General features: G+C 29.6%; 21 protein-coding genes. 3 read left to right on the forward strand and 18 right to left on the reverse strand.

All coding sequences use genetic code 11. The annotated features are described in order from the left end of the window. Positions 1-391: 391 nt before the first annotated feature. The 10 genes from B3W71_RS00005 to B3W71_RS00050 form a co-directional block, all read right to left on the reverse strand. Complete coding sequence (locus B3W71_RS00005; protein ID WP_346886887.1) at positions 392-1,174, reverse strand: nitroreductase family protein; 783 nt, start codon at positions 1,172-1,174, stop codon at positions 392-394. A gap of 292 nt (positions 1,175-1,466) precedes the next feature. After that, complete coding sequence (locus B3W71_RS00010; RefSeq protein ID WP_346886888.1) at positions 1,467-3,575, reverse strand: YgiQ family radical SAM protein; 2,109 nt, start codon at positions 3,573-3,575, stop codon at positions 1,467-1,469. A gap of 183 nt (positions 3,576-3,758) precedes the next feature. Next, positions 3,759-4,790: a type I glyceraldehyde-3-phosphate dehydrogenase gene (gene gap / locus B3W71_RS00015; protein ID WP_414631962.1), complete on the reverse strand. Its 1,032-nt coding sequence runs from the start codon at positions 4,788-4,790 to the stop codon at positions 3,759-3,761. A 410-nt stretch (positions 4,791-5,200) separates the two neighbouring features. Further along, positions 5,201-5,509 carry a thioredoxin gene (gene trxA, locus B3W71_RS00020; protein WP_346886889.1) on the reverse strand — a complete coding sequence of 103 codons (309 nt, stop codon included), beginning with the start codon at positions 5,507-5,509 and terminating at the stop codon, positions 5,201-5,203. Between the two features lie 141 nt (positions 5,510-5,650). Next, a complete protein-coding gene (locus tag B3W71_RS00025; protein WP_346886890.1) occupies positions 5,651-5,992 on the reverse strand; it encodes a hypothetical protein in 342 nt (113 codons plus the stop codon). Between the two features lie 692 nt (positions 5,993-6,684). Then, positions 6,685-7,137, reverse strand: a complete 453-nt coding sequence (locus B3W71_RS00030) for a DUF4870 domain-containing protein (protein ID WP_346886891.1) — start codon at positions 7,135-7,137, stop codon at positions 6,685-6,687. 452 nt (positions 7,138-7,589) lie between these two features. Further along, positions 7,590-7,973: an aspartate 1-decarboxylase gene (panD, locus tag B3W71_RS00035; protein WP_346886892.1), complete on the reverse strand. Its 384-nt coding sequence runs from the start codon at positions 7,971-7,973 to the stop codon at positions 7,590-7,592. 16 nt (positions 7,974-7,989) lie between these two features. Next, positions 7,990-8,835 (reverse strand): pantoate--beta-alanine ligase, encoded by an 846-nt coding sequence (panC, locus tag B3W71_RS00040; protein ID WP_346886893.1) that lies wholly within the window; start codon positions 8,833-8,835, stop codon positions 7,990-7,992. A 54-nt stretch (positions 8,836-8,889) separates the two neighbouring features. Beyond that, entirely contained in the window at positions 8,890-9,717 is an 828-nt protein-coding gene (gene panB, locus B3W71_RS00045; RefSeq protein ID WP_346886894.1) for a 3-methyl-2-oxobutanoate hydroxymethyltransferase, read from the reverse strand. 1 nt (position 9,718) lies between these two features. Beyond that, a complete protein-coding gene (locus tag B3W71_RS00050; RefSeq protein ID WP_346887002.1) occupies positions 9,719-10,567 on the reverse strand; it encodes a Rossmann-like and DUF2520 domain-containing protein in 849 nt (282 codons plus the stop codon). Between the two features lie 371 nt (positions 10,568-10,938). Here B3W71_RS00050 and B3W71_RS00055 point away from each other — a divergent pair, with 371 nt between their 5' ends. Further along, positions 10,939-11,790 (forward strand): phosphatase, encoded by an 852-nt coding sequence (locus B3W71_RS00055; RefSeq protein WP_346886895.1) that lies wholly within the window; start codon positions 10,939-10,941, stop codon positions 11,788-11,790. Positions 11,791-11,872: 82 nt separating this feature from the next. Here B3W71_RS00055 and nagZ read toward each other — a convergent pair whose 3' ends face one another. Next, positions 11,873-13,093, reverse strand: a complete 1,221-nt coding sequence (nagZ, locus tag B3W71_RS00060) for a beta-N-acetylhexosaminidase (protein WP_346886896.1) — start codon at positions 13,091-13,093, stop codon at positions 11,873-11,875. 94 nt (positions 13,094-13,187) lie between these two features. Here nagZ and B3W71_RS00065 point away from each other — a divergent pair, with 94 nt between their 5' ends. Next, the gene (locus B3W71_RS00065; RefSeq protein ID WP_167402876.1) at positions 13,188-13,343 is read left to right on the forward strand and encodes a hypothetical protein; all 156 of its coding nucleotides are present in this window, start codon (positions 13,188-13,190) and stop codon (positions 13,341-13,343) included. A gap of 114 nt (positions 13,344-13,457) precedes the next feature. On the opposite strand, the gene B3W71_RS00070 is transcribed toward B3W71_RS00065, so the two are convergent. Further along, positions 13,458-14,177 (reverse strand): DUF1287 domain-containing protein, encoded by a 720-nt coding sequence (locus B3W71_RS00070; RefSeq protein ID WP_346886897.1) that lies wholly within the window; start codon positions 14,175-14,177, stop codon positions 13,458-13,460. Positions 14,178-14,546: 369 nt separating this feature from the next. Here B3W71_RS00070 and B3W71_RS00075 point away from each other — a divergent pair, with 369 nt between their 5' ends. After that, the gene (locus tag B3W71_RS00075; protein WP_346886898.1) at positions 14,547-15,251 is read left to right on the forward strand and encodes a glycerophosphodiester phosphodiesterase family protein; all 705 of its coding nucleotides are present in this window, start codon (positions 14,547-14,549) and stop codon (positions 15,249-15,251) included. A 190-nt stretch (positions 15,252-15,441) separates the two neighbouring features. Here B3W71_RS00075 and B3W71_RS00080 read toward each other — a convergent pair whose 3' ends face one another. The 6 genes from B3W71_RS00080 to B3W71_RS00105 all read right to left on the reverse strand — a co-directional run bounded on the left by B3W71_RS00080 (position 15,442) and on the right by B3W71_RS00105 (position 23,764). Continuing rightward, positions 15,442-16,344, reverse strand: coding sequence for a GGDEF domain-containing protein (locus B3W71_RS00080; protein WP_346886899.1), 903 nt, complete (start codon positions 16,342-16,344; stop codon positions 15,442-15,444). Between the two features lie 146 nt (positions 16,345-16,490). Beyond that, positions 16,491-17,876: a DNA recombination protein RmuC gene (locus B3W71_RS00085; protein ID WP_346886900.1), complete on the reverse strand. Its 1,386-nt coding sequence runs from the start codon at positions 17,874-17,876 to the stop codon at positions 16,491-16,493. Positions 17,877-18,167: 291 nt separating this feature from the next. Next, entirely contained in the window at positions 18,168-19,460 is a 1,293-nt protein-coding gene (locus B3W71_RS00090) for a HAMP domain-containing sensor histidine kinase (protein WP_346886901.1), read from the reverse strand. A 9-nt stretch (positions 19,461-19,469) separates the two neighbouring features. Next, complete coding sequence (locus tag B3W71_RS00095; RefSeq protein ID WP_346886902.1) at positions 19,470-20,168, reverse strand: response regulator transcription factor; 699 nt, start codon at positions 20,166-20,168, stop codon at positions 19,470-19,472. 377 nt (positions 20,169-20,545) lie between these two features. After that, positions 20,546-23,071, reverse strand: coding sequence for an ABC transporter permease (locus tag B3W71_RS00100; protein WP_346886903.1), 2,526 nt, complete (start codon positions 23,069-23,071; stop codon positions 20,546-20,548). A 12-nt stretch (positions 23,072-23,083) separates the two neighbouring features. Next, positions 23,084-23,764, reverse strand: coding sequence for an ABC transporter ATP-binding protein (locus B3W71_RS00105; RefSeq protein ID WP_346886904.1), 681 nt, complete (start codon positions 23,762-23,764; stop codon positions 23,084-23,086). Positions 23,765-23,821: the final 57 nt, after the last annotated feature.

Here is a 23,821-nt window from a genome sequence, read left to right on the forward strand (position 1 = left end):
TTTGAAAAAGATGGGAGTATTAGAGCGGGTAGTCATCACATAACACAAAATAGACGAGCATTCTGGCTTATCTATTTTTTGAAGATGCCTTATATATTAACTTCCTTAAAGTAAGTTTTAAATCCTTAGATTACAACTTATAATATTGTTTACTAAAAATAATATTATATTAGTACGACATCCGTACTTTATCTTTAAGTAAATAGTACTACCGTCGTACTATTTTGTCAACTATTTTAATTAACATATCTATCTTGATTAAAAAGCCTATCTCAAAATAATTTTAAAAATTAATGTTTCAGACTAGCTACAATTAATATTGCGCTAAAGGTATTAGTAAAACATTAATTTAAAATTTAATTAATATGAGGTAGGCTTTTTATTTCATATCTTATTTTTCAGTTTTCAAAAACCACTTTTCTATGGCTATTCTTAAGCTTCTATCCATTTCATTCGCAAAATCACAACCAAATTTTCTACCATAGAGATATTGTCCAAAGTTTTCAGCATTATAAATATTAGTTTTTGGTGTATTGCCCTCTAATTCCTTATACATGTCTTCATAGTCTTCTTTTGACAGTTCTTTATATTCTTCATCAAAAACTATATATTTTTTATCAAATCTTGATTTTGCGCTGCTATGATAATCCTCTGGATAGTATCCTAAACAAAGCATTGCTACTGGCATTGCCCAATTAGGTAAATTAAACATCTCTCTATGAGTTTCGTAATTTTCTACTATATCTCCAATATAACAAGTACCAAGTCCTAAAGATTCTGCTGCTACTACTGCATTTTGTGCTGCTATGAAAGCATCTCCTGCTGCTAAGAAAAGCTGAGCTAAATCTGGAGTTTTAACTTCTTTATTTTTCTTTGCACAATACTCTTCAACCCCACTAACTTTAAAATATCTGTTAAGCCTATAAGTATCTGCTACAAATATAATTACCACTGGAGCATTTGCTATAAATGGTTGATTATCGCAGGTCTTAGCCAGTTTTTTCTTTTTCTCTTCATCTCTTACAACTATCATAGAATACATCATTACATTTCCTGCTGTAGGAGCTCTCATTGCACTGTTTAAAATTACATCTAAAATTTCATCACTTACCTCTTTACCTGCGTATTTTCTTAAAGATACCCTCTTATTAATTAAGTCTATAGTTTCGTTCATATTCCCATCCCCTATCTTTATATCTTTTAATTTAATTATTACCACTATTTTATCACTAATCATTTTCCTTCTAAATATAAAGTTAGTGAATCTTATAGAATAACTATATTATATATTTATTTTTATAAATACAAAGATAACTGGCATATATAGTTAAGAAAAACAAACACTTATATTAGTAATACATTATAAAATAAAAGTAGTAATAATAATATTATCATTACTACTTTTATTTTGTACTTATTACAAAAATTAATATACTTATCTCTGGTTTTTACACATTTTCACAATACTACTGGCGAGTTTTCTTCATAGATTTCCTCTTACTTGAAGTTTTGCCCTTCTTGCTATCAAATTTGCTTCGAGCCTTATCATTTAGCTTACCTCTAGTATCAGAATTTTTGCTTCCATTACTACCTGCACCTTTAAAATTATCTTCCTTAGCTTCTATAGCTCTGCTCTTAGACGTATTTTTAACCTTTTTACTTTCTGAATAATCTCTTCCCTGATTTTTTATAGATGAAGATACTTTAGCATTACTATGTTCTCTGTCTCCCTTATTACGTTTACTATAGTTCCCAGTATGGTTAAGATTTTTCCCATGTGTTTTAGGTCTTATTAGACACTTTGGTCCATTTCCTATTAAATCTTCTCTTCCAGCTTCTACTAAAGCTTCATATACTATATCATATTTTTTAGGGTTTCTATACTGAAGTAAAGCTCTTTGCATAGCTTTTTCTCTTTTAGTCTTAGGCACATATACTTCTTCCATTGTTAAAGGATCTACTCCAGTATAAAACATAGCTGTAGATAAAGTTCCTGGCGTTGGGTAAAAGTCCTGAACCTGCTCTGGCTGATAATTAATATCTCTTAAGTATTCTGCCAGCTCTATAGCTGATGCTAATGTACTTCCTGGATGACTAGACATTAAGTAAGGTATAATATACTGTTTCTTGCCAACTCGTTCAGTAAGTTTATAGAATTTTTCTACAAACCTATCATATGTCTTTCCAGATGGTTTTCCCATGTACTTTAATACTTCTCCAGATACATGTTCTGGAGCTACCTTTAATTGCCCACTTACATGGTGTTCTATTAACTCTTTAAAAAAGATATCCTTTTTATCTGCCATTATATAATCATAACGTAATCCTGAACGTACAAAGGCTTTTTTCACCTTAGGCACAGCCCTTATCTTCCTTAAAAGTTCCAAATACTCAGTATGATCTGCATCTATATTTTTACATGGTTTTGGATATAAACATTGCTTATGTTTGCATGCTCCGTGCTTAAGTTGTGTTTTACATGCCGGTCGCCTAAAGTTTGCAGTAGGACCTCCTACATCGTGGATATACCCTTTGAAATCTGGTAAATTAGTTATCTCCACAGCTTCCTGTAAAATAGACTCTTCACTTCTACTCTGAACTATTCTTCCTTGATGGAAAGTTATAGCACAGAAAGAACAGTTTCCAAAACAGCCTCTGGAACTTACTACACTAAATTTAACCTCCTCGATAGCTGCTATTCCTCCAGCCTCCTCATAACAAGGATGATAATTCTTTGTGTAAGGTAACCCATAAACATGGTCTAGCTCTTCTCTGGTAAGAGGCATCTCTGGTGTATTTTGTACCACATATCTATTATCATGCTTTTGTACTAATGTCTTTCCTCTCACTGGATCTTGTTCCTCATATTGAATTTTAAAGGCTTTAGCATATTCCATCTTATCTGAAGACACAGCCTTGTAAGATGGTATCTCTATATAATCACTTACATAATCTAAATCATCTATCATATAGCATGTTCCAGGTACATGTCTTATATATTGTACCTCTAATCCATCATTTAAACAGTTTGCTACCTCTACTATTTGCTTTTCACTCATTCCATAGATAAGTAAATCTGCACCACTATCTATTAACATAGATTTCCTTACCTTATCATTCCAATAATCGTAGTGAGCAAATCTTCTAAGGCTAGCTTCAACTCCGCCAATTATAACTGGAATATCCTTATATGCTTCTCTAACCTTGTTACAATATACAATAGTAGCCCTATCAGGTCTTAACCCCATCTTTCCACCTGGAGAATAAAGGTCCTTTTCCCTAAGTCTTTTAGCTACAGTATAATGATTTACCATAGAATCCATATTACCACCATTAACTAGAAATCCTAATCGTGGTCTTCCTAGCTTCATAAAATCCTCAGTACTATGCCAATCTGGTTGTGGAATTATTCCCACCCTATACCCAGCATCTTCAAGAACTCTAGAAATTATAGCTGTACCAAAACTATGGTGATCTATGTATGCATCTCCTGTTACTATAATAAAATCTAATTGCTCCCATTGTCTCTCTATCATATCCTCTTTACAAATTGGTAAAAATCTATTTTCTGACATTTTATCACCTACTTAAATATAGTTTAAATTTATAATTCAACTCAAGGTTTAATTATACTATAAAAAGAATCAAGAGACTATTTCTTTTACAAAATAATCTCCTGACTCCAAATTAAATATATTGGTATTTTATAATAGTTGGCTAAATTAATTTATAACGTTACTTAAAACTCTCAAAATATATTAAGCTATTTTAGTAACTTCTTCTTCCAATAACATCTGTGCAACGTAGTTAGCTAAGTCAACAACTCTTGCTGAATATCCCCACTCGTTATCATACCAAGATGCTACCTTAATCATGTTTCCATTCACCATAGTTGATAATCCATCTACTATAGAAGATCTGCTATCTCCTTTAAAGTCTACAGATACTAATGGTAATTCACATAATCCTAATATTCCTTTAAGCTCATTTTCAGAAGCCTCTTTAATTACTCTATTTATTTCTTCTACAGTTGTTTCTCTTTCAACTTCACATACTAAATCTGTGATAGATACAGCAGCTGTTGGAACTCTTAATGCAAATCCATCTAGTCTACCCTTTAATTGAGGTAATACCTTTGCAACAGCTTTAGCAGCTCCAGTTGTAGTTGGTACTATAGATTCCCCTGCTGCTCTTGCTCTTCTTAGATCCTTATGAGTCTTATCAAGGATTTGTTGGTCATTTGTATAAGAGTGAACTGTAGTTATAAATCCTTTTTTAATTCCAAATTTATCATCTATTACTTTAGCTACAGGTGCTAGACAATTAGTAGTACATGATGCATTTGATATAATTGTGTGCTTTGATAAATCTAATTCAGAATCGTTTACACCCATTACTACTGTAATATCTTCATCTTTGCCCGGTGCTGTTATTATAACTTTCTTAGCTCCTGCTTTTACATGGTCCATAAGCTCTTCTTTTGTCTTAAACTTTCCTGTAGACTCTATAACTAAATCAACTTCTAAATCCTTCCAAGGAATTTCTCTCGGAGAATTACATCTTGTTACTTTTATTTCTTTATTATTAATAATTATTGAATCATCCGTTGTCTTAACTTCTCCTTTGAAGGTACCAAAGCATGAATCATAGACAAATAAATGTGCAAGTGTCTTTACATCAGCTCTAGCATTTATAGCTACAATATTAAAATCCTTCTCTGGATTCTCACATGCTATCCTTAAAAAAGTTCTTCCGATTCTTCCGAATCCATTTATTCCAACGTTTATCATAATTGAACCCCCGTCATTCATTGTTATACTCTTTATATCAATATAGTATATCACATTAAAATACGTGTCAAATATAATGCATCATATTTTTTCTTAATTTCCCATTAAAATATATGTTTTCCTCCAGTTTTCTTTTATTTACTATCATTTTCATAATTATGTTATGTAAAAAATATTTAATTTACCAAGTTATCCAAGTTATCTATTAAATCTCATTAAAATCTCTTTATTCAAGCTCAATATATGTGCTATACTTTTGACATTGTGATACACATTAAAATAAAAAGAGGCCTCCTCAAAATAATTCACTAATCCTTATAAAATGTTGAGCTTACAATTTAATATTATTGCTAGTCAATACCACTTGTTTAAGGTTAGTTTGTTTTGTGAAGACCTTTTACTTGTTATTTTTAAAGATGAGCTTTAAGTTTAGCTGTAATATCTTCTGAAGACATATAACCTACCATTCTATCTACAGGAGTTCCATCCTTTAGAACTACCATAGTAGGTACACTCATAACAGAGAATTTTCTAGCAAGGGATCTACTTTTCTCAATATCTGATTTTAGAAATTTAACTTTACCACGAAAATCCCATTGAACATCTTCTAAAACTGGAGATAATCTTTGACATGGTCCACACCAAGTAGCAAAAAAGTCTACTAGCACTAACCCACTTCCAGCTTCGATTTCAAAATTATTTTCATCTATAACTTTCATAATAATTATCCTCCTATTCACTAAATATTAATACCTTTATTTTACTATAAATCCATAAATTTTAAAAGCATTCTTTTATTTATCATCTAACCTTATTTTATAACCTTTATACAATTCTTAAAAATACTTTATGAGTTATTATTAATCTAAGGATTTCAAAGATTCTACCATATGAATATTTTTAAGTTTATAGTACATTCCCATGTTAACTATTCCAGTAAATAAGGCAGCCCATAAATAACTAAAGTTAGTAGATTTTGTACCTTGACCACCTCTACGCTGTCTAAGCTGTATAAAGTCTCCAATGTTTTCTGGATTATTTGGCACAAATACCTTTGCTTCTTTTTCTATATTATCTTTAGAAGCTATCACATTAAAGTTTCTAACTGGCATATATTCATTTATTCTATCATCCTTAGATAAGTTAATTAAAATATTTTTATATTCTTCTTCCTTTACGCTATTTTCTAAATCTAAGGTCATATCAAAATTATAAATTTCTCCAAATTGTTTATCTACAGCACATACAACTTAGGATCTTTTGTATCATTAATCTTTTTCTCTACTTCTAACTGTAATTGTTGTTTTTCAACTTCTGATATAATTTCATCTTTAAGTTTTTCTTGTAAAATCTCTAAATAATTTTGTGAAGCTTTAAGTCCATCTTCACCCTTTCTAATCTCTTCTTCCGCAGCTTTAAACTGAGTTTCTGCAGATTTTTTAGTATTTAGAAACTCATTATATTTTTATTATATTCATCTTCTCCTACTTGAATACTATTTTATCCAGCTTTTATTTTACTCTCTACATCTAATACAAAAGCATTAAAATCAGTTTCCTTCTATAGCTATTCTCTGCTGTTCCCCATCTGAAAGCTGTTCTGGAAAGTTATTCCTTATATCCTTTGATCCTACAGCTTCTAAAGTCTTCTCAACATCTAGAGAGCCCTTACAAATTTGATTTAAGCTTTAATAAATATATACATAAATTTTTCTCTTTAAAGTTTAGTATCTTATTAAATTTATAATAACTCAACATTTTAACTATACTTTTACTAAACATTAAAACTCATTTAACACATATTTTAATCATAAAAACAGGTTATATATAACTAATTAACCTAAAATTTTATAGGAATTAATTATAATATAACCTGCTCTTCATCTTTACATATTCTAATGATTTTTATTTACTATTTTTCTAGTTAATGTTCCTATAAGCGGAATTTCATACTCTTTATATTGATAGCATTTTATCATTGCAATAATCTCAAATATAGTTATAACTATAGCAACTATAGCTGTTATAATTCCTGCTAATACTATAGTTCCTAGCGCTCCATAGTAAAAAGGTCTAAAAAATAACATTCCTATGCTCCCACCTATAATCATTAATATAATAATGTTAAATGCAATTCCTATAACATTAATTAGAAAAGCCTGCATAGAATGAAATTTTACAAAGTGACTATCTTTTTCTAAAATATAGATAACAATAGGTGCAAGCCATGATATAATTTTTATTCCTGGAATAAAGATTACAACTATAGCTGCTCCGTAAGCAATCAATGCCATAAGATTAGCATCTACATTGCCTATAGAAGACTTATGTGGTTCATAAATATTCATAAAATAACCTCCTTTTATATCCCTTATAATTATATTATTTTATATCTATTATAATTATACTATTTATTAATAGTATTCTAATTACAATATATTTTGAAATGAATCTTTATAAAATATACACTGAAGCTAATATATTCAAAATACCCTCTTTTGAATTTCCATGATTAGCATCTGCTTAAATATAAATATTTAAATAGTTAAAAAGTTTCCTATACAAAAAGTTAACTTTTTGTATAGGAAACTTTTTAAAATTTATTCTTTATATAATAGTACATTCAATGGATTTTCCTATAAAGACTTCATTGTCAGTTATAATTGTAGCTTAAATTTTACTATAGTTCTTAAATAAAAAAGAATGTGTAAGCCCCATAAATATAAATTTATAATACTTACACATTCTTTTTATAAAGTCTTATTTATTTCTTACATATATTAAGTTATATAACCTGTACTTATTTAAGCTGACCATGCTTTTCATAGTGTGCAACTTCTTTTACTTTATTACTATCATCTACGAAAACTACTGTTGGCTTATGACTTTTAGCGTCTTCCGTATTCATTTCGCAATAACTCATAATTATAACCTTGTCTCCAACTTGAACACATCTAGCTGCTGCTCCATTAAGACATATAAGGCCGCTGCCTCTTTCTCCTGCTATAGTATAGGTTTCAAATCTACTTCCATTATTTATATCTACAATTTGAACCTTTTCATATTCAAGAATTCCAGCTGCATCAAGTAAGTCTTCATCAACTGTGATACTTCCTACATAATCTAACTCTGCTTGAATTACAGTAGCTCTGTGTATCTTTCCCTTTAACATTGTTATTGTCATTATCTTTTCCCCCTAGTTATATGTGATAAGTAAAATTATCAATTAATCTTGTTTTTCCAAAGTATACTGCTAATGCTACTAGCACATCTTCTTCTATTTCATGGACACTTTCCAAAGCATTGCTACTTACCACTTCTATATAATCAATTTTAGATAATTCTTCATTCTCTATATTCTCTTTAATTAGCTTTTTAATATTATCAGCATTTCTCTCTCCAGCATCCATAATCTTTTTAGCCATAGATAGGGATTTATTAAGTACTAACGCAGCTTTTCTTTCTTCTACAGATAAATAAGTATTTCTTGAACTTTTAGCAAGTCCATCTTTTTCTCTAACAATTGGACATCCTACTATTTCTATATCAAAGTTTAGATCCCTTACCATTCTTTTAATAACTGCTAATTGCTGAGCATCCTTTTCGCCAAAATAAGCTCTATTCGCTGGCACAATATTAAATAATTTAGAAACTACAGTACAAACGCCTCTAAAGTGGGTTGGTCTACTACTTCCACAAAGTCCAGTAGTTAGACCTTCTACCTCTATAAAAGTTGAGGCATCCTTATAATACATGTCTTCAATCTCTGGGTGGAATATTAAACTTGCGCCAGCATTTTCACAAAGCTTTGAATCTCTTTCTAAATCTCTAGGATATTTATCTAAATCTTCATTTGGCCCAAATTGAGTTGGATTTACAAACACACTAACTACTACCATATCATTTTCTGATACAGCCCTTTTAATTAAGCTCTCATGTCCTTCATGTAAGTAGCCCATAGTTGGTACTAGCCCTACTTTTAAACCTTCAGCCTTCCATCCCTTAACTATTTCTCTTACTTTTGATACATTATTTAATATTTCCATAATCTTACCTTCTTTTTAGTTTAATTTTATAGTCTATTTATATTTGATCTACTTTTAATAAAGCTTAGATATAACTTCTTCACTTATTTTAAATACATGCTCAGGTGCTGGAAAAACTCCTGTACTAACCTCTTCAATATATCCTTTAAAGGCTTCAGTCATTATAGATCCTAAATCTGCATATTTCTTTACAAACTTAGGTGTAAAATCGCTGAACATCCCTAGCATATCTTGATATACAAGGATTTGACCATCACAGTTAACCCCTGCTCCAATCCCTATAGTTGGAATTGATATCTCTTTACTAATTATCTCAGCTAACTTAGCAGGTACACACTCTAAAACTACTGCAAAAGCTCCTGCTTTTTCTACTGCTTTCGCTGCTTCGATAAGTTCTTTAGCTGCTTCTTCACTCTTTCCTTGAACCTTGAATCCACCTAAGGAATTTACTGATTGAGGAGTTAATCCTATATGTGCCATTACAGGAATAGAGGCTTTAGTTATAGCTTCAATCCTATCGCACATATCAACTCCTCCTTCTAGCTTTACAGCTTGAGCACGTCCCTCTTTCATAAGGCGACCTGCATTAAAAACAGCATCATACACAGAGGTTTGATAAGACATAAATGGCATATCTGCAACTACTAAAGCATTTTGTGCTCCTCGTGCTACAGCCTTTGTATGATGAATCATATCCTCCATGGTAACTGAAATTGTATCTTCATAACCAAGACATACCATTCCTACAGAATCCCCAACTAAAACTCCATTGATACCTGAATTATCCATAATCTTAGCCATTGAATAGTCATAGGCAGTAAGCATAGTAATTTTTTCACCTTTTGCTTTTGCTTCCTTAAATGTTATAATCGTATTCTTCATTTTACATTTCCTCCCCTAGAAATTCTTCTATTTCTCTATAATCTTTGTTTGGATTTTTTTTCTTTGCCACCTTTAACAAATTATTGTTTAAAGCCCTATATAAAAGTTTATCTTCCTCATTTAAAGAAAGCATATGAGTCTGCATGGTAGATAAGTCTCCTCTTTCCAATGGACCTGTGAGACTCTTTACAGTACCTGAGACTTTTATATTTTCGATATTATTGCTTATAAGAGGATATAATGCATCAATGGCTAACTCTTCACTAAAGCCACAGTGTTTTAGATAATCCACACCATTATTAATAAGACCTAAAACCAAGTTACTACTGATAACTGATGCTAAGTGATATAAACTCTTATTTTCTTTATCAATTATTTTCACCGAATTTCCTAGCGACTTAAAAAGCTCAGTGAATTTATTGATATATTTTTCATGACCTTCAATGGTTATAAAGGCTTTTCTAAAATTTTTAAAGGAATTATATTTGTCTGATATGGCAAACATAGGATGTATAGAATATGGGTAAGCACCAAACTTACTTATATCTGAAAAGATTTCCGAAGATAACAAACCACTACAGTGGCATATCAATTTATTATTTATAGACAACTCTTTAAGCTCATTCCAAACCCCTTCAATTTCTCCATCAGGGGTAGTAATAAAAATTACATTACTTTCTTGCACTAGCTGTTGCAAGTTTAAGAAAGCTTTTGTGCCAGTAAATTCTGCGGCTTCTTTAGCTGAGTTATGATTCTTACTATAATATCCAGTAAGTAAGATACCATTCTCTTTAAAGTATTTTCCTAATGAAAACCCGACCTTTCCGGCTCCAACAAATCCAAATTTTATAACAATCACTCCTCACTTTATTTATTTTCTTAGTTCATATTAAAACAGTAAATTCAATCTTTCTGTACATAAAAACTAAAAATCATGTGAAGCAATTTGTTATCTAAGTCTCATTCCAAAAGATATGAGCTGTCCGTAAAACTTTTCTTTTATAGTCCTCTAAAAGTGGATGACTATAGATATAAATTAAATATAGGTGCAGTTATTTCTATACTGCCCATAATTACTTATATCACAATTATAAAAGGAATTCAATGTTTACAATTTCTATTTTTTGCGACTCAATTTTAAATAGAATAAAATCTTTGCAGAATAATAATACTAATCTATGTTATATTATAATAATTTTATTTTTGAAAGGAGTAATTTTTATGAAAAAACATATAATCAGACATACTAAATATTTATTGTTATTACTGTTACTAATTATATTTACAGTATCCAGTCCCATAAATATTTTTGCTATCGATGACACTTCTTCTCAAGATAGTTTTCTTGTCATTGATACAAAAAAGCAACAACCATTGCCAAGTCAATTTAGGATTATTCCATCTCTAAATATATCTGGGAGTGCTCAATTTATTCCATCTCAAGTAGAGAACATAAAAAAATCCATAAACAAAGACGATATTTATATAGTTGATTTGAGGCAAGAATCTCATGGCTTTCTAAATGATATTGCAGTTAAATATTATAGTCCATCTAAAGTATTAAATAAAGATTTTACTTCTGCTGAAACCCTTGCTGATGAAGAAAATAAGTTCGGAGCCATTACTCCTGGCACGGAAGTTAATCTCTATAATAAACGTGGAAAACTTCGAGATACCATCACCATAAAAACTTCAGAAATTGAATCTGATTTGGTAAAAAAACATGGACTAAATTACATTCTATTTGCTACAAGAGATGGCCATATACCTTCACCAGAGGTAGTCGATGAATTTGTGGAGTTTGTTAAAAACCTCCCTAAAACTACTCATCTTCACTTTCATTGTGCTCATGGAAAAGGAAGGACCACTATGTTTATGGCCTTATTTCAAATGATGAATAATGATAGTGGTAAAACTTTAGATGAAATTTTAGAAGAACAATTAGAAGCTGGAGGAATAGTTCTTACAAACAATACTGCTAGAGCTGAATTTCTACAATCTTTCTATGATTATACCCTCGAAAATTCAAAAGATAATTATAAAATTCCTTATTCTAAGTGGATTTCTCAATAGAAAGTTTAACTCTTAATTATACAAAAACACAGTAGACAGGTTAGGCTAAATACCAATTTATCTACTGTGTTTTTTAGTTCTTTTACATATTATTTTTAACTCTTAAAATTCTATAAACACTTTCATTAATTCTTTTTTCAGAAATAATACCATTTCTAACAGCTTCTATAACTCCATCTATAGCACTATTTTGATCATCTATACCTGTAGACACTATTATTAAATCATCTCCTGCTTCTATGGCTTTAACTGCTGATTCAGCAGTTGGATACTGCCCTTTAACCCCTTCCATAATCATATCATCCGTTACTACTACTCCATTAAATCCTAACTCTTCTCTTAAAAGCTTTGTAACAATATTATTAGATAGACTTGCCACATATTCACTATCTAGTTGAGGTAAATATAGATGACTTACCATTATCATATCCATGCCATTATCTATTGCATATTTAAATGGAATTAATTCTAAATTTTTTAACTCATTAAGGGATTTGTTTATAAACGGTACTGCAAAATGAGAATCCACATCCGTATCTCCATGCCCTGGAAAATGTTTTCCTACTGCTAAAACACCAGATTTTCTTAAGCCTTTATACACTTCTGTACCCATGGTCTTAACAATTTCAGGATCATTTGAAAATGCTCTAATTCCTATGACTGGATTATTAGGATTAGAATTTACATCTAGTACAGGTGCAAAGTCCATGTTAAATCCTAAAGATTTAATAGTTTCACCTATTACTTTTCCATGTTCAAATGCATAATTTAAATCTCCAGTTGCTCCTACGTCCCATGCAGACTCGAACTGCCCCATTTCTTTAGGAATTCTACTTACAATTCCACCTTCTTCATCCACGGACATGAAAAGCTTAGGTTTATTTTCCCCATTTAATGCATTTAAACTTTCTATTAATTTCTTAGTTTGGTCTACAGTATCAATATTTTTACTAAATAATATTACTCCTCCAGCTTTTTTATTTTTTATTAAATTAGCTATATTATCATCAACTTCATAACCATTAAATCCAACAATAAACATCTGCCCTACCTTTTCCTCTAAGGTCATATTGTCTATCTGATTTTGTATTAAATCTACTACTTTTTGCTTTTCTCTATTATTATCCTCTCCTGAATCTTCCTTAGATTTATCTCCTGTTTCTATTTCATTATTGTCTTTCACGTCCTTATTTATAAGGCTACATCCGCAGAAGAAAATAGATACTGTACAAGCAATTGTAAAGATTTTTATAAACATAATTAATTTATTTTTTATTCTAAATTTATTCTTATTAACCTTCATTATTTTATACTCCTTTAATTTCCTATAATAAAATCTACAAAATAAACCACACTAAAATTGTATCCAAATTAATTTATTTTTAGGAGGAATTTTTATGACAAAGGATAGTCAACCTGATAACAAACAAGCTAGAATGGAGAAATGTAATTATCAGACACCAATTACTAGTGAGACAGGAAAAAATCATAATAGAACTGCTAAAAAGCACTCCATCAAGAGAGAAGGATTTCAAAGCCCACATATAAACTAAAGTTGCAGCTTAGATTCTATGGGCTTTCGCGAAATAAGCTAATCTAAATAAATATTGAATAAGCACTTTAATATTTATATAAGATTAGTAATATATTTTGCGAAAGCCTTTTCTTTAATATTTCCACCTAAAATGTCCTACTATTTCTCCTTCATTAAAAATAAATGGACATTCTGGAGCTCTAGGCGGAGTATTGTGAATTATATATGGAATTCCTTTACTATCACTTTTATCTGAAATTATAGCTACATGTTCATAAGGTTCTAAGCTAATTACTATGTCTCCTGGTTGCCACTGATTTAAAATTTCTTCATCCTCCCAATTAATTTCTGTGGTGATTGATTCTGCATAACGCTGAAAAAACACCAATTGATTAGGGACTCTTCTAAAGTCAATATTAGGATCTTGCTTCCCATTAACTCTTGAATAAAGCTCTGTATTATCTTTTATATCCTTATCAATTAACTCTTTAAGATTTATATCAATATTTTCAAAAGCTCTCCATATTACATCAGTACATACACCTTCTTTTTTAGGAGGATAGCCTCCATCATAGTAATTACTCTTATATTTAGTTTTATTTTTTACTTCCTTTCTAGCTCCTTTGACTAAACCTATGGCATCATAGATATTATTATTTTTATCTACTTTGCTGTATTCCTTTTCTTCACTATTTTCTAAATTTATTCCTAGTGCCCTTTCTATATTCCAAAAGCTAGTTTCAATTCTACCTATGACGAATCTTCTAAATGGATCTATATTAACCATACATATTAAAAATATTAATATAAAAATATATAACCATCTACATATTCCTTTAGTAATAGATTTCATAATCTCCTCCTGAACATGAATACTTTAAGCTTTTTATCCTTAATCCTATAGTTATGGTTTACTAAATAACTTAAATGTAATATTTTAGGCATCTGAAAATAAATAATAAGTCAAAGATGTGAAGTATATTTTGAGTTAGACAAGGAANNTGACGCAGTATAACACAAAATAGACGATCATTCTGACTTATTTATTTTTTGAAGATGCCTTATATATAAATATAATAATCTTACTCTTTTACTTCTTCAACTAAAATTCATGCTTTATTTTAATTTGCTATTTATATAGATTAATATATTATTCTTTTGTCAGGTATTAACACCTTTCTTCAACTGTAGTAATATATGTATGTACGGAGGTGTATTAATTATGATTTATTTTGCTCATAGAGGTGCTAGTGAAAAATATCCTGAAAATACTTTACTTGCCTTTGATAAAGCTATTATGGCAGGTGCAAAAGCTATAGAATTAGATGTTCATAAAACAAAGGATAATAAGCTAGTAGTTATCCATGATGAAGATATCAAAAGAACCTTTCAAGGTCAAGGCCTTATAAAAGACTTAACCCTTGTTGAGTTAAATTCTTTGAAGTCTAGGGATACTGAGTATGAAAATAGCAAACTATGCAGAATTCCAACCTTATGCCAAGTTCTAGAGCTACTTAAACCTAGTAAAGCATTTATAAATATAGAACTTAAAACTGATGTTATTCACTATGAAAATATAGAAAAAGATGTGATAGATTTAATAAAAAAATATGATATGGAAGATAATATATTGCTTTCTAGCTTTAATCATAAATCTCTTGAAATATGTAAATCTATAGATGAAAACATAAAATTAGGAGTTCTATTTCATAAAAAAATAGACAATATAATTGATTATGCTAAAAATCTAGGTGCTTATTCTATAAACCCTAACTTTTATTTAGTGGATGAGGTTTTAATAAGTGTTGCTCATAATAATAATCTAAAGGTATTTACTTACACAGTAAATAAATCCTTTTTAGCTACCCGCCTCGATAGAATTGGCTGCGATGGCATTTTTACAGATAATATAGAAAAATTTATTTAGGTGTTTATGGTGGACTTTTAATTGCCTGCAGTGTTTTACTTAACAATGTAATTAATAAATAGTATTTTAATTATTTAGCGTCAATTTAAATAAAAAAGATACGAATTCATTGACTCACAATTTAATAAATTCGTATCTTTTAAACTATATGCTATAAAATATTAGTTATAATTAATCTATTATATCTTTACTAATTTTTTAGTCTATTTTTATTAACTACAGTAATATTTCTCCCCTTCTCCTTAGCTTCATAAAGATTTCTATCAGCCCTATATATTATCTCCTCAGTATTTACCTCTAAATCTTCAAAACCATATACTCCAAAGCTACAGGTTATATTAAATTTATTTTCCTTATATTCAAAGGTTGTTTTCTCCAGCTCTCTTCTAATCCTTTCAGCAATAATCTCAGCCTTCTCTTCATCTGTATTACTTAAAACTATTAAGAATTCTTCTCCACCATAACGTCCAATCCAGTCATTGCTATTATTTCTAATATATGAAGATGCAATTTTAGTAAACTCCTTTAATACATTATCTCCAACTATATGACCATAGGTATCATTAATTTCTTTAAAATAATCTATATCTGCCATTATAACAGACATAGGTTTATGTTCTCTTACACATTTTTCAACATCAACCTCTAAACGCTCTCTTATATATCTTCGGTTATATACCCCTGTCAAATCATCTCTTAAGGTGGTTTCTCTTATATCATTAAGAAATTTCTCAATAGATTCCACATATTCCTTATCTCCATTTATAATAGAACCCCCTTGTGATATGTCCTTTAAAATCTCAACTACATAAGTTTCCTCCATAATTGTAATAGGAGATGCTGTAATTAAAAAAATTTTATTGTTGTTATACTCTATCTTTACTAAAGTTTCATTACTTTCATATGCCTTTTTAGAGATACAATTTTCACATATCTCATTTCTATTCCATAATTCATAACAGTTCCCTTTAGTTTCAATAATATTCCCACTGGTTGATATAACTTTATTTTTTATAGGATCCACTATTCTTATAATATCATATATATTTTTAAAAATTGAAAGTCTCTCTTTAATATCATCTATTATATCCATACTTCAAAACCTCCTTTTAAAAAATCTGGCTTAATCCTTTATATTTTTTTATTCCTAGAAATTTAATGAAGTATTTGACTATAATATCATCTATGCAATATCTTTCATATCTATTAAACAAAAGTAATACAAAACATACTACTATGCTATTCTTCTATAGGAAATACGTCTATATACTTATCTGATGCATCCTCAGTCAAACGTTCTACACTCATAAGCTTTTTATTAATCTGTTTAGTTCTTGTCCCTACAAGTTTATCTAAGTCTGTACTGGCTTGATTCAGCTTCTTCTGTGTAGCTTTAAGTACTTCTTCAAATTTTCCAAACTCTGTTTTAACTGCTCCAAGTACATTCCAAACTTCACTTGATCTCTTTTCAATAGCAAGAGTTCTAAATCCCATCTGTAGACTATTTAAAAGTGCCGCTAAAGTTGTTGGACCTGTTACATTTATCTTATACTCTCTTTGAAGAATTTCAACTAAATTAGTTCTTTTAACTACCTCTGCATAAAGTCCTTCTATAGGCAAAAACATAATTGCAAAATCAGTAGTATTAGGTGGATCTATATATTTATCTCTAATATCCTTAGCTGATTTTTTTATAGCTGCTTCTAGCTTTTTATATGCTTCTTCAATTGAACTTTGATCTCCTATCTCATAGGCATCTACTAAGCTATGATACACATCTAAAGGAAACTTTGAATCTACAGGCAAATACACTACCTCAGAAACTCTATCCTTTCCAGGAAGCTTTATTGCAAATTCCACATTATCTCTAGAGCCATTTTTAGTTGCCACATTTATATCATATTGATCTTTAGTAAGAATTTGATCTAGAATTCTTCCCAATTGAATCTCTCCTAATGTTCCTCTAGTTTTAACATTAGAAAGTACCTTTTTTAAGTCTCCTACACCCATAGCTAAGTTTTGCATCTCACCTAGACCTTTATGTACAACCTCTAATCTTTCACTTACTAGTTTAAAAGATTCTCCCAACCTCTTTTCCAGAGTACTTTGTAACTTTTCATCCACAGTTTCTCTCATTTTTTCTAATTTATCCTCAGTGGATTTAAGTAGTTCACCTTGTTTTTGGGATAATTCACCAAATTTATCTTTTTGGAGATTATTAAACTCACTTACACTTTTAGAGAATTGATTCTCAAAAGATTTAAGTGACTTTTCTATAGTATTCGAATAAATATCTAATTGATTTTTCTGAAGATTTGCTATTTCACTCATTCTAGCTAAAATAGATTCACTTAACCTCTGTATTTGAACGTTTAACTCAATTCTAGCTTCCTTCTCTCCACTTCTAGTTTCTTCTCTATTTCTAGAAATCTCATCCCTAAAGGCTTTTTCTAATTTATCAACACTTTTATCTATATCTCCTATTCTTTGATGTATTTGCAAAATAGAATTTTCAATATCACCTGGACTACCCTTCTTGATTCTATCTCTAGAATTATTCCAAGTTAAAGTAAAATATATATTTACAATTAATAATATAACTATAATTACCAGTAGAATCTCCATAAACTCATCTCCAACTCTTAATCTTAATCTAAAGTTTCAATTTATATCTAATGTCTTATTCATAGACTTATTATTTAAAAACTAAATTAAAATCTTAATTTTATTTATGCCTTGCGCTAAGGTAAACTAATAAGTATGAAAATATGTTCCCTTAAAACATTATATCATTCTCCAACATAAAATTACAAACCTAATAAATATAAACCTATAGATAAACTTATAAATTTTAGCTTACTAATAAAAGCTATTGCTTGTATATATTTACTAGCAATAGCTATATCTCACACTTTATTAAATATTCCTCATAAGTACAACTTTAAATTCAGTACCCACTCCCACATTGCTTCTAACTTCAACATATCCACCTTGAGCTTCAATGATTGATTTACTAAGAGATAACCCTATGCCCACAGAATCAGATTTTCCGCCCTTATAAAATCTCTTGAAAATATTAGGAAGATCTTTTTCATTAATTCCTTCTCCACTATCTCGTATTATTATCTTTGTATTTATTGGATTCTCTTCAAGATGTATATAAATTTCTCCACCTTCACTATGTTCTATGCCATTCTTCACTATATTAATTAAAGCTTCTCCTAACCATTGCTCATCATAATTAAACATAAATTTCTTATTAACTTTCTTATTGGTTTTATCTGCTAGACTTTTATTACTAGTGAAATCTTCTTCGTAGATACTATTTTTAAATGATATATTTACTTTGCTTTCAGCTGCCATCACCGCCAAGTTATCCATAACTTCATAAATAGTATTAATTAAACTATTCTGCTTTATATTAAAGTTAATGGCTTTTGCATCTACCTTAGCTAATTTCAGCATACTTTTTATAAGCCAGTCCATACGATTTAATTGTACTTTACTGCTATCTAAGAATTTCTTCCTATTATCTTCACTAATTCCCTTCTTGCTTAAAATATCATTATAAACTATAAGGGCAGATAGTGGAGTTTTCAATTGATGAGATATATCTGATAATATGTTTACTAGAAACTCCTTCTCCTTCTTTAAATCTATCATTTGACTTTGTAAAACTTGCCTCATATTTTTAAATCCATAGGAAAGTTTTGCAAAATCTCCTTCCTTTTCTTCATAAATATTTACATCATAATTTTCTTCTAGTATTTCCTTTGATGCCTTTGTTAAGTTTCTTACACGACTATATATACCACTATATTGAAGATAATTTAAAAACATTAATAAAGCTCCAAAAGTAATGCCTATAAGTATTAATATAAATCTACTACTTTTGAAGGCTTCATTTATTCCATTTAAATATATTATATTTAAATTATCATTGTAACCATATTTTTTTAGAATTCTTTCTCCGGTTTCTATTTCCTCCTTCGCAGGCACTTTAAAAGCTGCCTCTATTAAATCTACCTCCATACCGGGATATTTTTCCATAACAGTTGCTACCATAGCAGCTCTGCCATCTATGTATTGATTCTTTATACTATTAAAACTAAATGTAATACCTATGTTCACTATAGCTATAAATATTATAATTGCAACCATTAATACCATGGAACTCTTTTTCAACTCAGGATTTATAAAATTTCTCATTCACTTCTCCTACTTTCCATTAACAACTTCTCTTGACCATATATAACCTAAACCTCTTTTCGTAGTAATGTATTCAGGCTTACTAGGATTATCCTCTATTTTTTCTCTAAGCCTTTTAATATAAACTGAAAGAGTATTTTCTTCCACATAGGCTCCCTCATCTCCAAATAATTCATTCAATATATTTTCTTTACTAAGTAACACACCTGGATTCTGTAAAAATGTTAAAAGGAGCTTATACTCCTTTGCTGTTAGTGATAGCTTCTCATTATTTTTAGCTACCTCCACATTAGATGTATTAACAACTATATCTCCGCATCTTAAAATATTTAAATTATTATCTCCTCTACCAGCTCTTCTTAGGACAACACGAATTCTTGACATTAACTCCTTCACTCTAAAAGGCTTTGTTATATAGTCATCTCCACCCATATCTAATCCTAAAATCACATTAACCTCTTCATCTAAAGCAGTTAAAAATATTATGGGAGTATCCTTTTTTTCCTTTACATATTTACAAAGATCATATCCACTTCCATCAGGTAAGTTTATATCTAAAAGTATCAAATCAAAATCTTCACTATTAAACTTTTCTTTTCCCATTTCTATAGAGCCCACTCTATAAACCTGATATCCTTCCTCTTTCAATGTGTATTCTACTCCTAAAGCCAATGCTTCATCATCTTCCACTAATAAAATCCTATTCATCTTAATAACTCCTCTATAAAGAATTTAGCCTATTTATTATAAAAAATTTAATTCAGATATTTAACCTGTATTTATATCTTAATATTCTCACTAAAATTATATACTATTAACCTGTTGTGTTAGTTAATTTATATTTAACATTATTTACAAATAGAAAAACTCTAGCATATTATGTAACTTATCATTATACAATGCTAATGAAGCAATAATAAGGGAAACATAAATGCTAAAGTTCAATAATCATTATAATACAAAAATAAATAATCTTAAAGCTTCTATTACTATTATCTTTGTTATAACTTTATATATTTTCTATTTTAAAGTAATTATTACTTTATCTATCCATACTAGACGGGCTATTATTCATTTAAATATATCTACTCTCCCCTTATACCATCAATAATATTTTCTTTATTTAATCTTCTAAGAGGTATTAGTGCTGAAACATATCCCATAATAACTACAGCTATTATAGCTATAATAATACTCTCCCAAGGTAATATAAACTTGAAATCTCTAATGTTGGACATTGGATTATACAATACATATGATAATATAGTACCCAGTATGGAGCCAATGATTCCGCCATATAATCCAAATAATACTCCTTCAAAAGTTATCATCTTTTTTACTTGTTTCCTTGTCATTCCTATAGCTTTTAAAGCTGCTATTTCCTTACTTCTGAGAAGAATATTTGTAGTTACTGTATTCACTATATTTACAGCACTTATTAGCGCAATTACTATTGTAAAGCCCATAAGTAAGATGCTTATTTGCAATTTGAATGCCTTATCGCTTTTAGCAGCCTCAATCTTATTATTATAATTAAGCCCTGCATTAGTATTTTCTATCTTTTTTAGAGACTCATCTATTTTATCTACATAGCTTTCATCACTAATCTTTATTCCTATACCATCAATTTTAAAATTTTCCATCTGCTGTGGATTGCCTTCTATTATATTTTTAACAGTCTCCTTGCTTCCTATAACATTCAGTATTCCTTGGTACTCAACAGAATTAAATGGCTGTACATCTACAATTGCTGCTACCTTAACTTTTTTAAGATCTTTACTATTAAATTCCTTTTGTCCATCTGAATACTCAGCATTACTAATCAAAACTTCATCTCCAACCTTAAGTTTAGCCATAGGCGCAATAAGACTTCTCTCCTCTCCAAAGAATATTGTTTCTCTAACTATAATAACTTCTCCATCCTTAAGATTATCAATACTACCTTCTTTAATATATTTTTTAGCTGCTTCTAATTTATTATCCTCATAGGCTTGAAATACAACCCTAATTTTAGACTTATTTTCTCCATCCACTTTACTATTAAATAAATCTTCACTATCATTTTCTGATGCCCACTGTCTAACTTCTTTCGGTATAGCAGAATTATCAACAAACCCTTCCATTGGAATATACTTATAATTTATATATGTTTCCTCTATTCCTGGAATACTCTTTACTTCTTCAATGATTTTACCATCTATATCCTGTCGCTCATCAGTATTGTAGTTTTGAAATATACTAAATGCCATGTCATTGTCTTCTGTGACCTTTTCTGCAAAATTATTAGAAAACTTAGCAAAACTCGTAAAGGCTACAAATAAAGTTACGCTTATAGCCATAGATAATACAGTCACATAAAATCTTCTTTTATTTCTTTTTACATTTTTTAAAGCTATGGCAGTATCGACTTTAAGTAATCTTCCTAAAAATTTACCACTTTTATTTTTCTTTTCTTTTTTAATTAAAGATTGGCTACTTATTGCAACTAAAGGTGATATTTTCCCTGCACTCCTAGCTGGTAGATAAGCTGAGAAATATATAGTTACAGCTCCTATACCTCCACTTATCAATAGTGTTAAAGGTGATATTACCACTTTAAGGTTTGAAAAATCTCCAAAACCTGATATTTTACTAAATGTAAAGACAATACAATATACAGATACTATTCCAAAAAATATTCCAAGTGGAATACCTATAAGTATCATAATAGATGCTTCTCTAATTACTAGGGTCATAATTTGTTTTTTAGTAGTTCCAATAGCTCTTAACAAGCCAAATTGCTTCATTCTCTCTGCTATACTAATATGGAATGCATTATAGATAACCACTACTGTAGCTAAAACAACAATTCCTATGACAATAAAAGTTACACTATATATAGACCTATTTAGTCCTCCATTACTAGATTCCCCTGTAAGCCTTAATAACTCCTTATTTTGTTCTACTTTACTTTTACCACTAACTAGATTAGATATCTCGCTGATCACTTCTTGTTTATCCGCTTTTTCATTAATTTCAACTAATACTGTAGAGTCTTCTTTTATAATACTACTATTTTTTATCAAATAAGCCTTTGATATGCCTTCACTTTGATTTTTCCAATCGTCCTTAGCTATTCCAGACAAAATATAATTTCTTTCATTTCCAGTTTCATCTTGTATTTTAACTACATCTCCAACTTTGATTTCTTCATTAAAATATCTAAGAATCCATCTTTCAATAACAATTTCATTATCGTTTTTAGGTAGTTGTCCTTCCTCCAAATTTACATTCATCAGCTTGAAGGCTGCCTCATTTAAATAATTAAGTTGAATACTCTTATTTTTAATAAAAGGTACTGCATCTTCACTAACCATAACTCCTATGGAATTTACCTTAGGATTAGTCTCAATTTTATTTATTTCATTCTCAGATACATTAGTTATAGCTACATGAAAGGCTCCTATTGTTTTCTTTGTATTCTCTAACATTGAATTTTGTACTGTTAATATAAAAGTGCATATAGATGTTATAAGTGCAACTGATAATATTATTCCTATTATAGTTAATATAGTTCTTTTTTTATTATCCTTTAAGTATCTCCAACTTAAAGTTTTATAACTGCTAATCAATGTTTATTCCCCCTATGCCATAATTTTATCACTTTCTATTTTCCCATCACTTATGGTTATAACTCTATCTGCTTGCTCAGCTACCTTACTATCATGGGTTATAAGTATTAGAGTTTGATTGTATTTTCTTGCTGTAACCTTTAAAAGTTCTATTACCTCTTTAGAATTTTTACTATCTAAATTTCCTGTTGGCTCATCTGCAAGAACTATAGATGGTTTATTAATAAGAGCTCTTGCTATAGACACTCTTTGCTGTTGTCCTCCTGAAAGCTCTGCTGGAATATGTTTTCTTCTATCTTCTAGTCCAATCATAGATATAATTTCATCTAAGTATTTCTTATCTACTTTTTCACTATCAAGAAGAGCTGGTAAGGAAATATTCTCTTCTACATCAAGAATAGGCATCAAATTAAAGAACTGAAATATAAATCCTATATTTCTCCTTCTAAAAATGCTAAGTCCAGTTTCATTCTGTTTATATATATCTATATCATTTATAAATACCTTTCCTTCTGTAGGAGTATCTAAGCCCCCAATTAGGTGTAGTAATGTAGATTTTCCAGAACCAGAAGCTCCAACTATAGCCACAAATTGTCCTTTATCAACACTGAAACTAACATCATCTAAAGCACGAACCTGATTATCCCCTTGTCCATAATATTTCTTTAAGTTTTCAACTTTTAAAATCTCCATGTGTAATTCTCCTTTATTCTATATTTACATTTTTATTTTAGGCATCTGAAAATAAAT

The organism is Clostridium sp. UBA1056, assembly GCA_002316385.1.
Lineage (GTDB): Bacteria > Bacillota > Clostridia > Clostridiales > Clostridiaceae > Clostridium_J.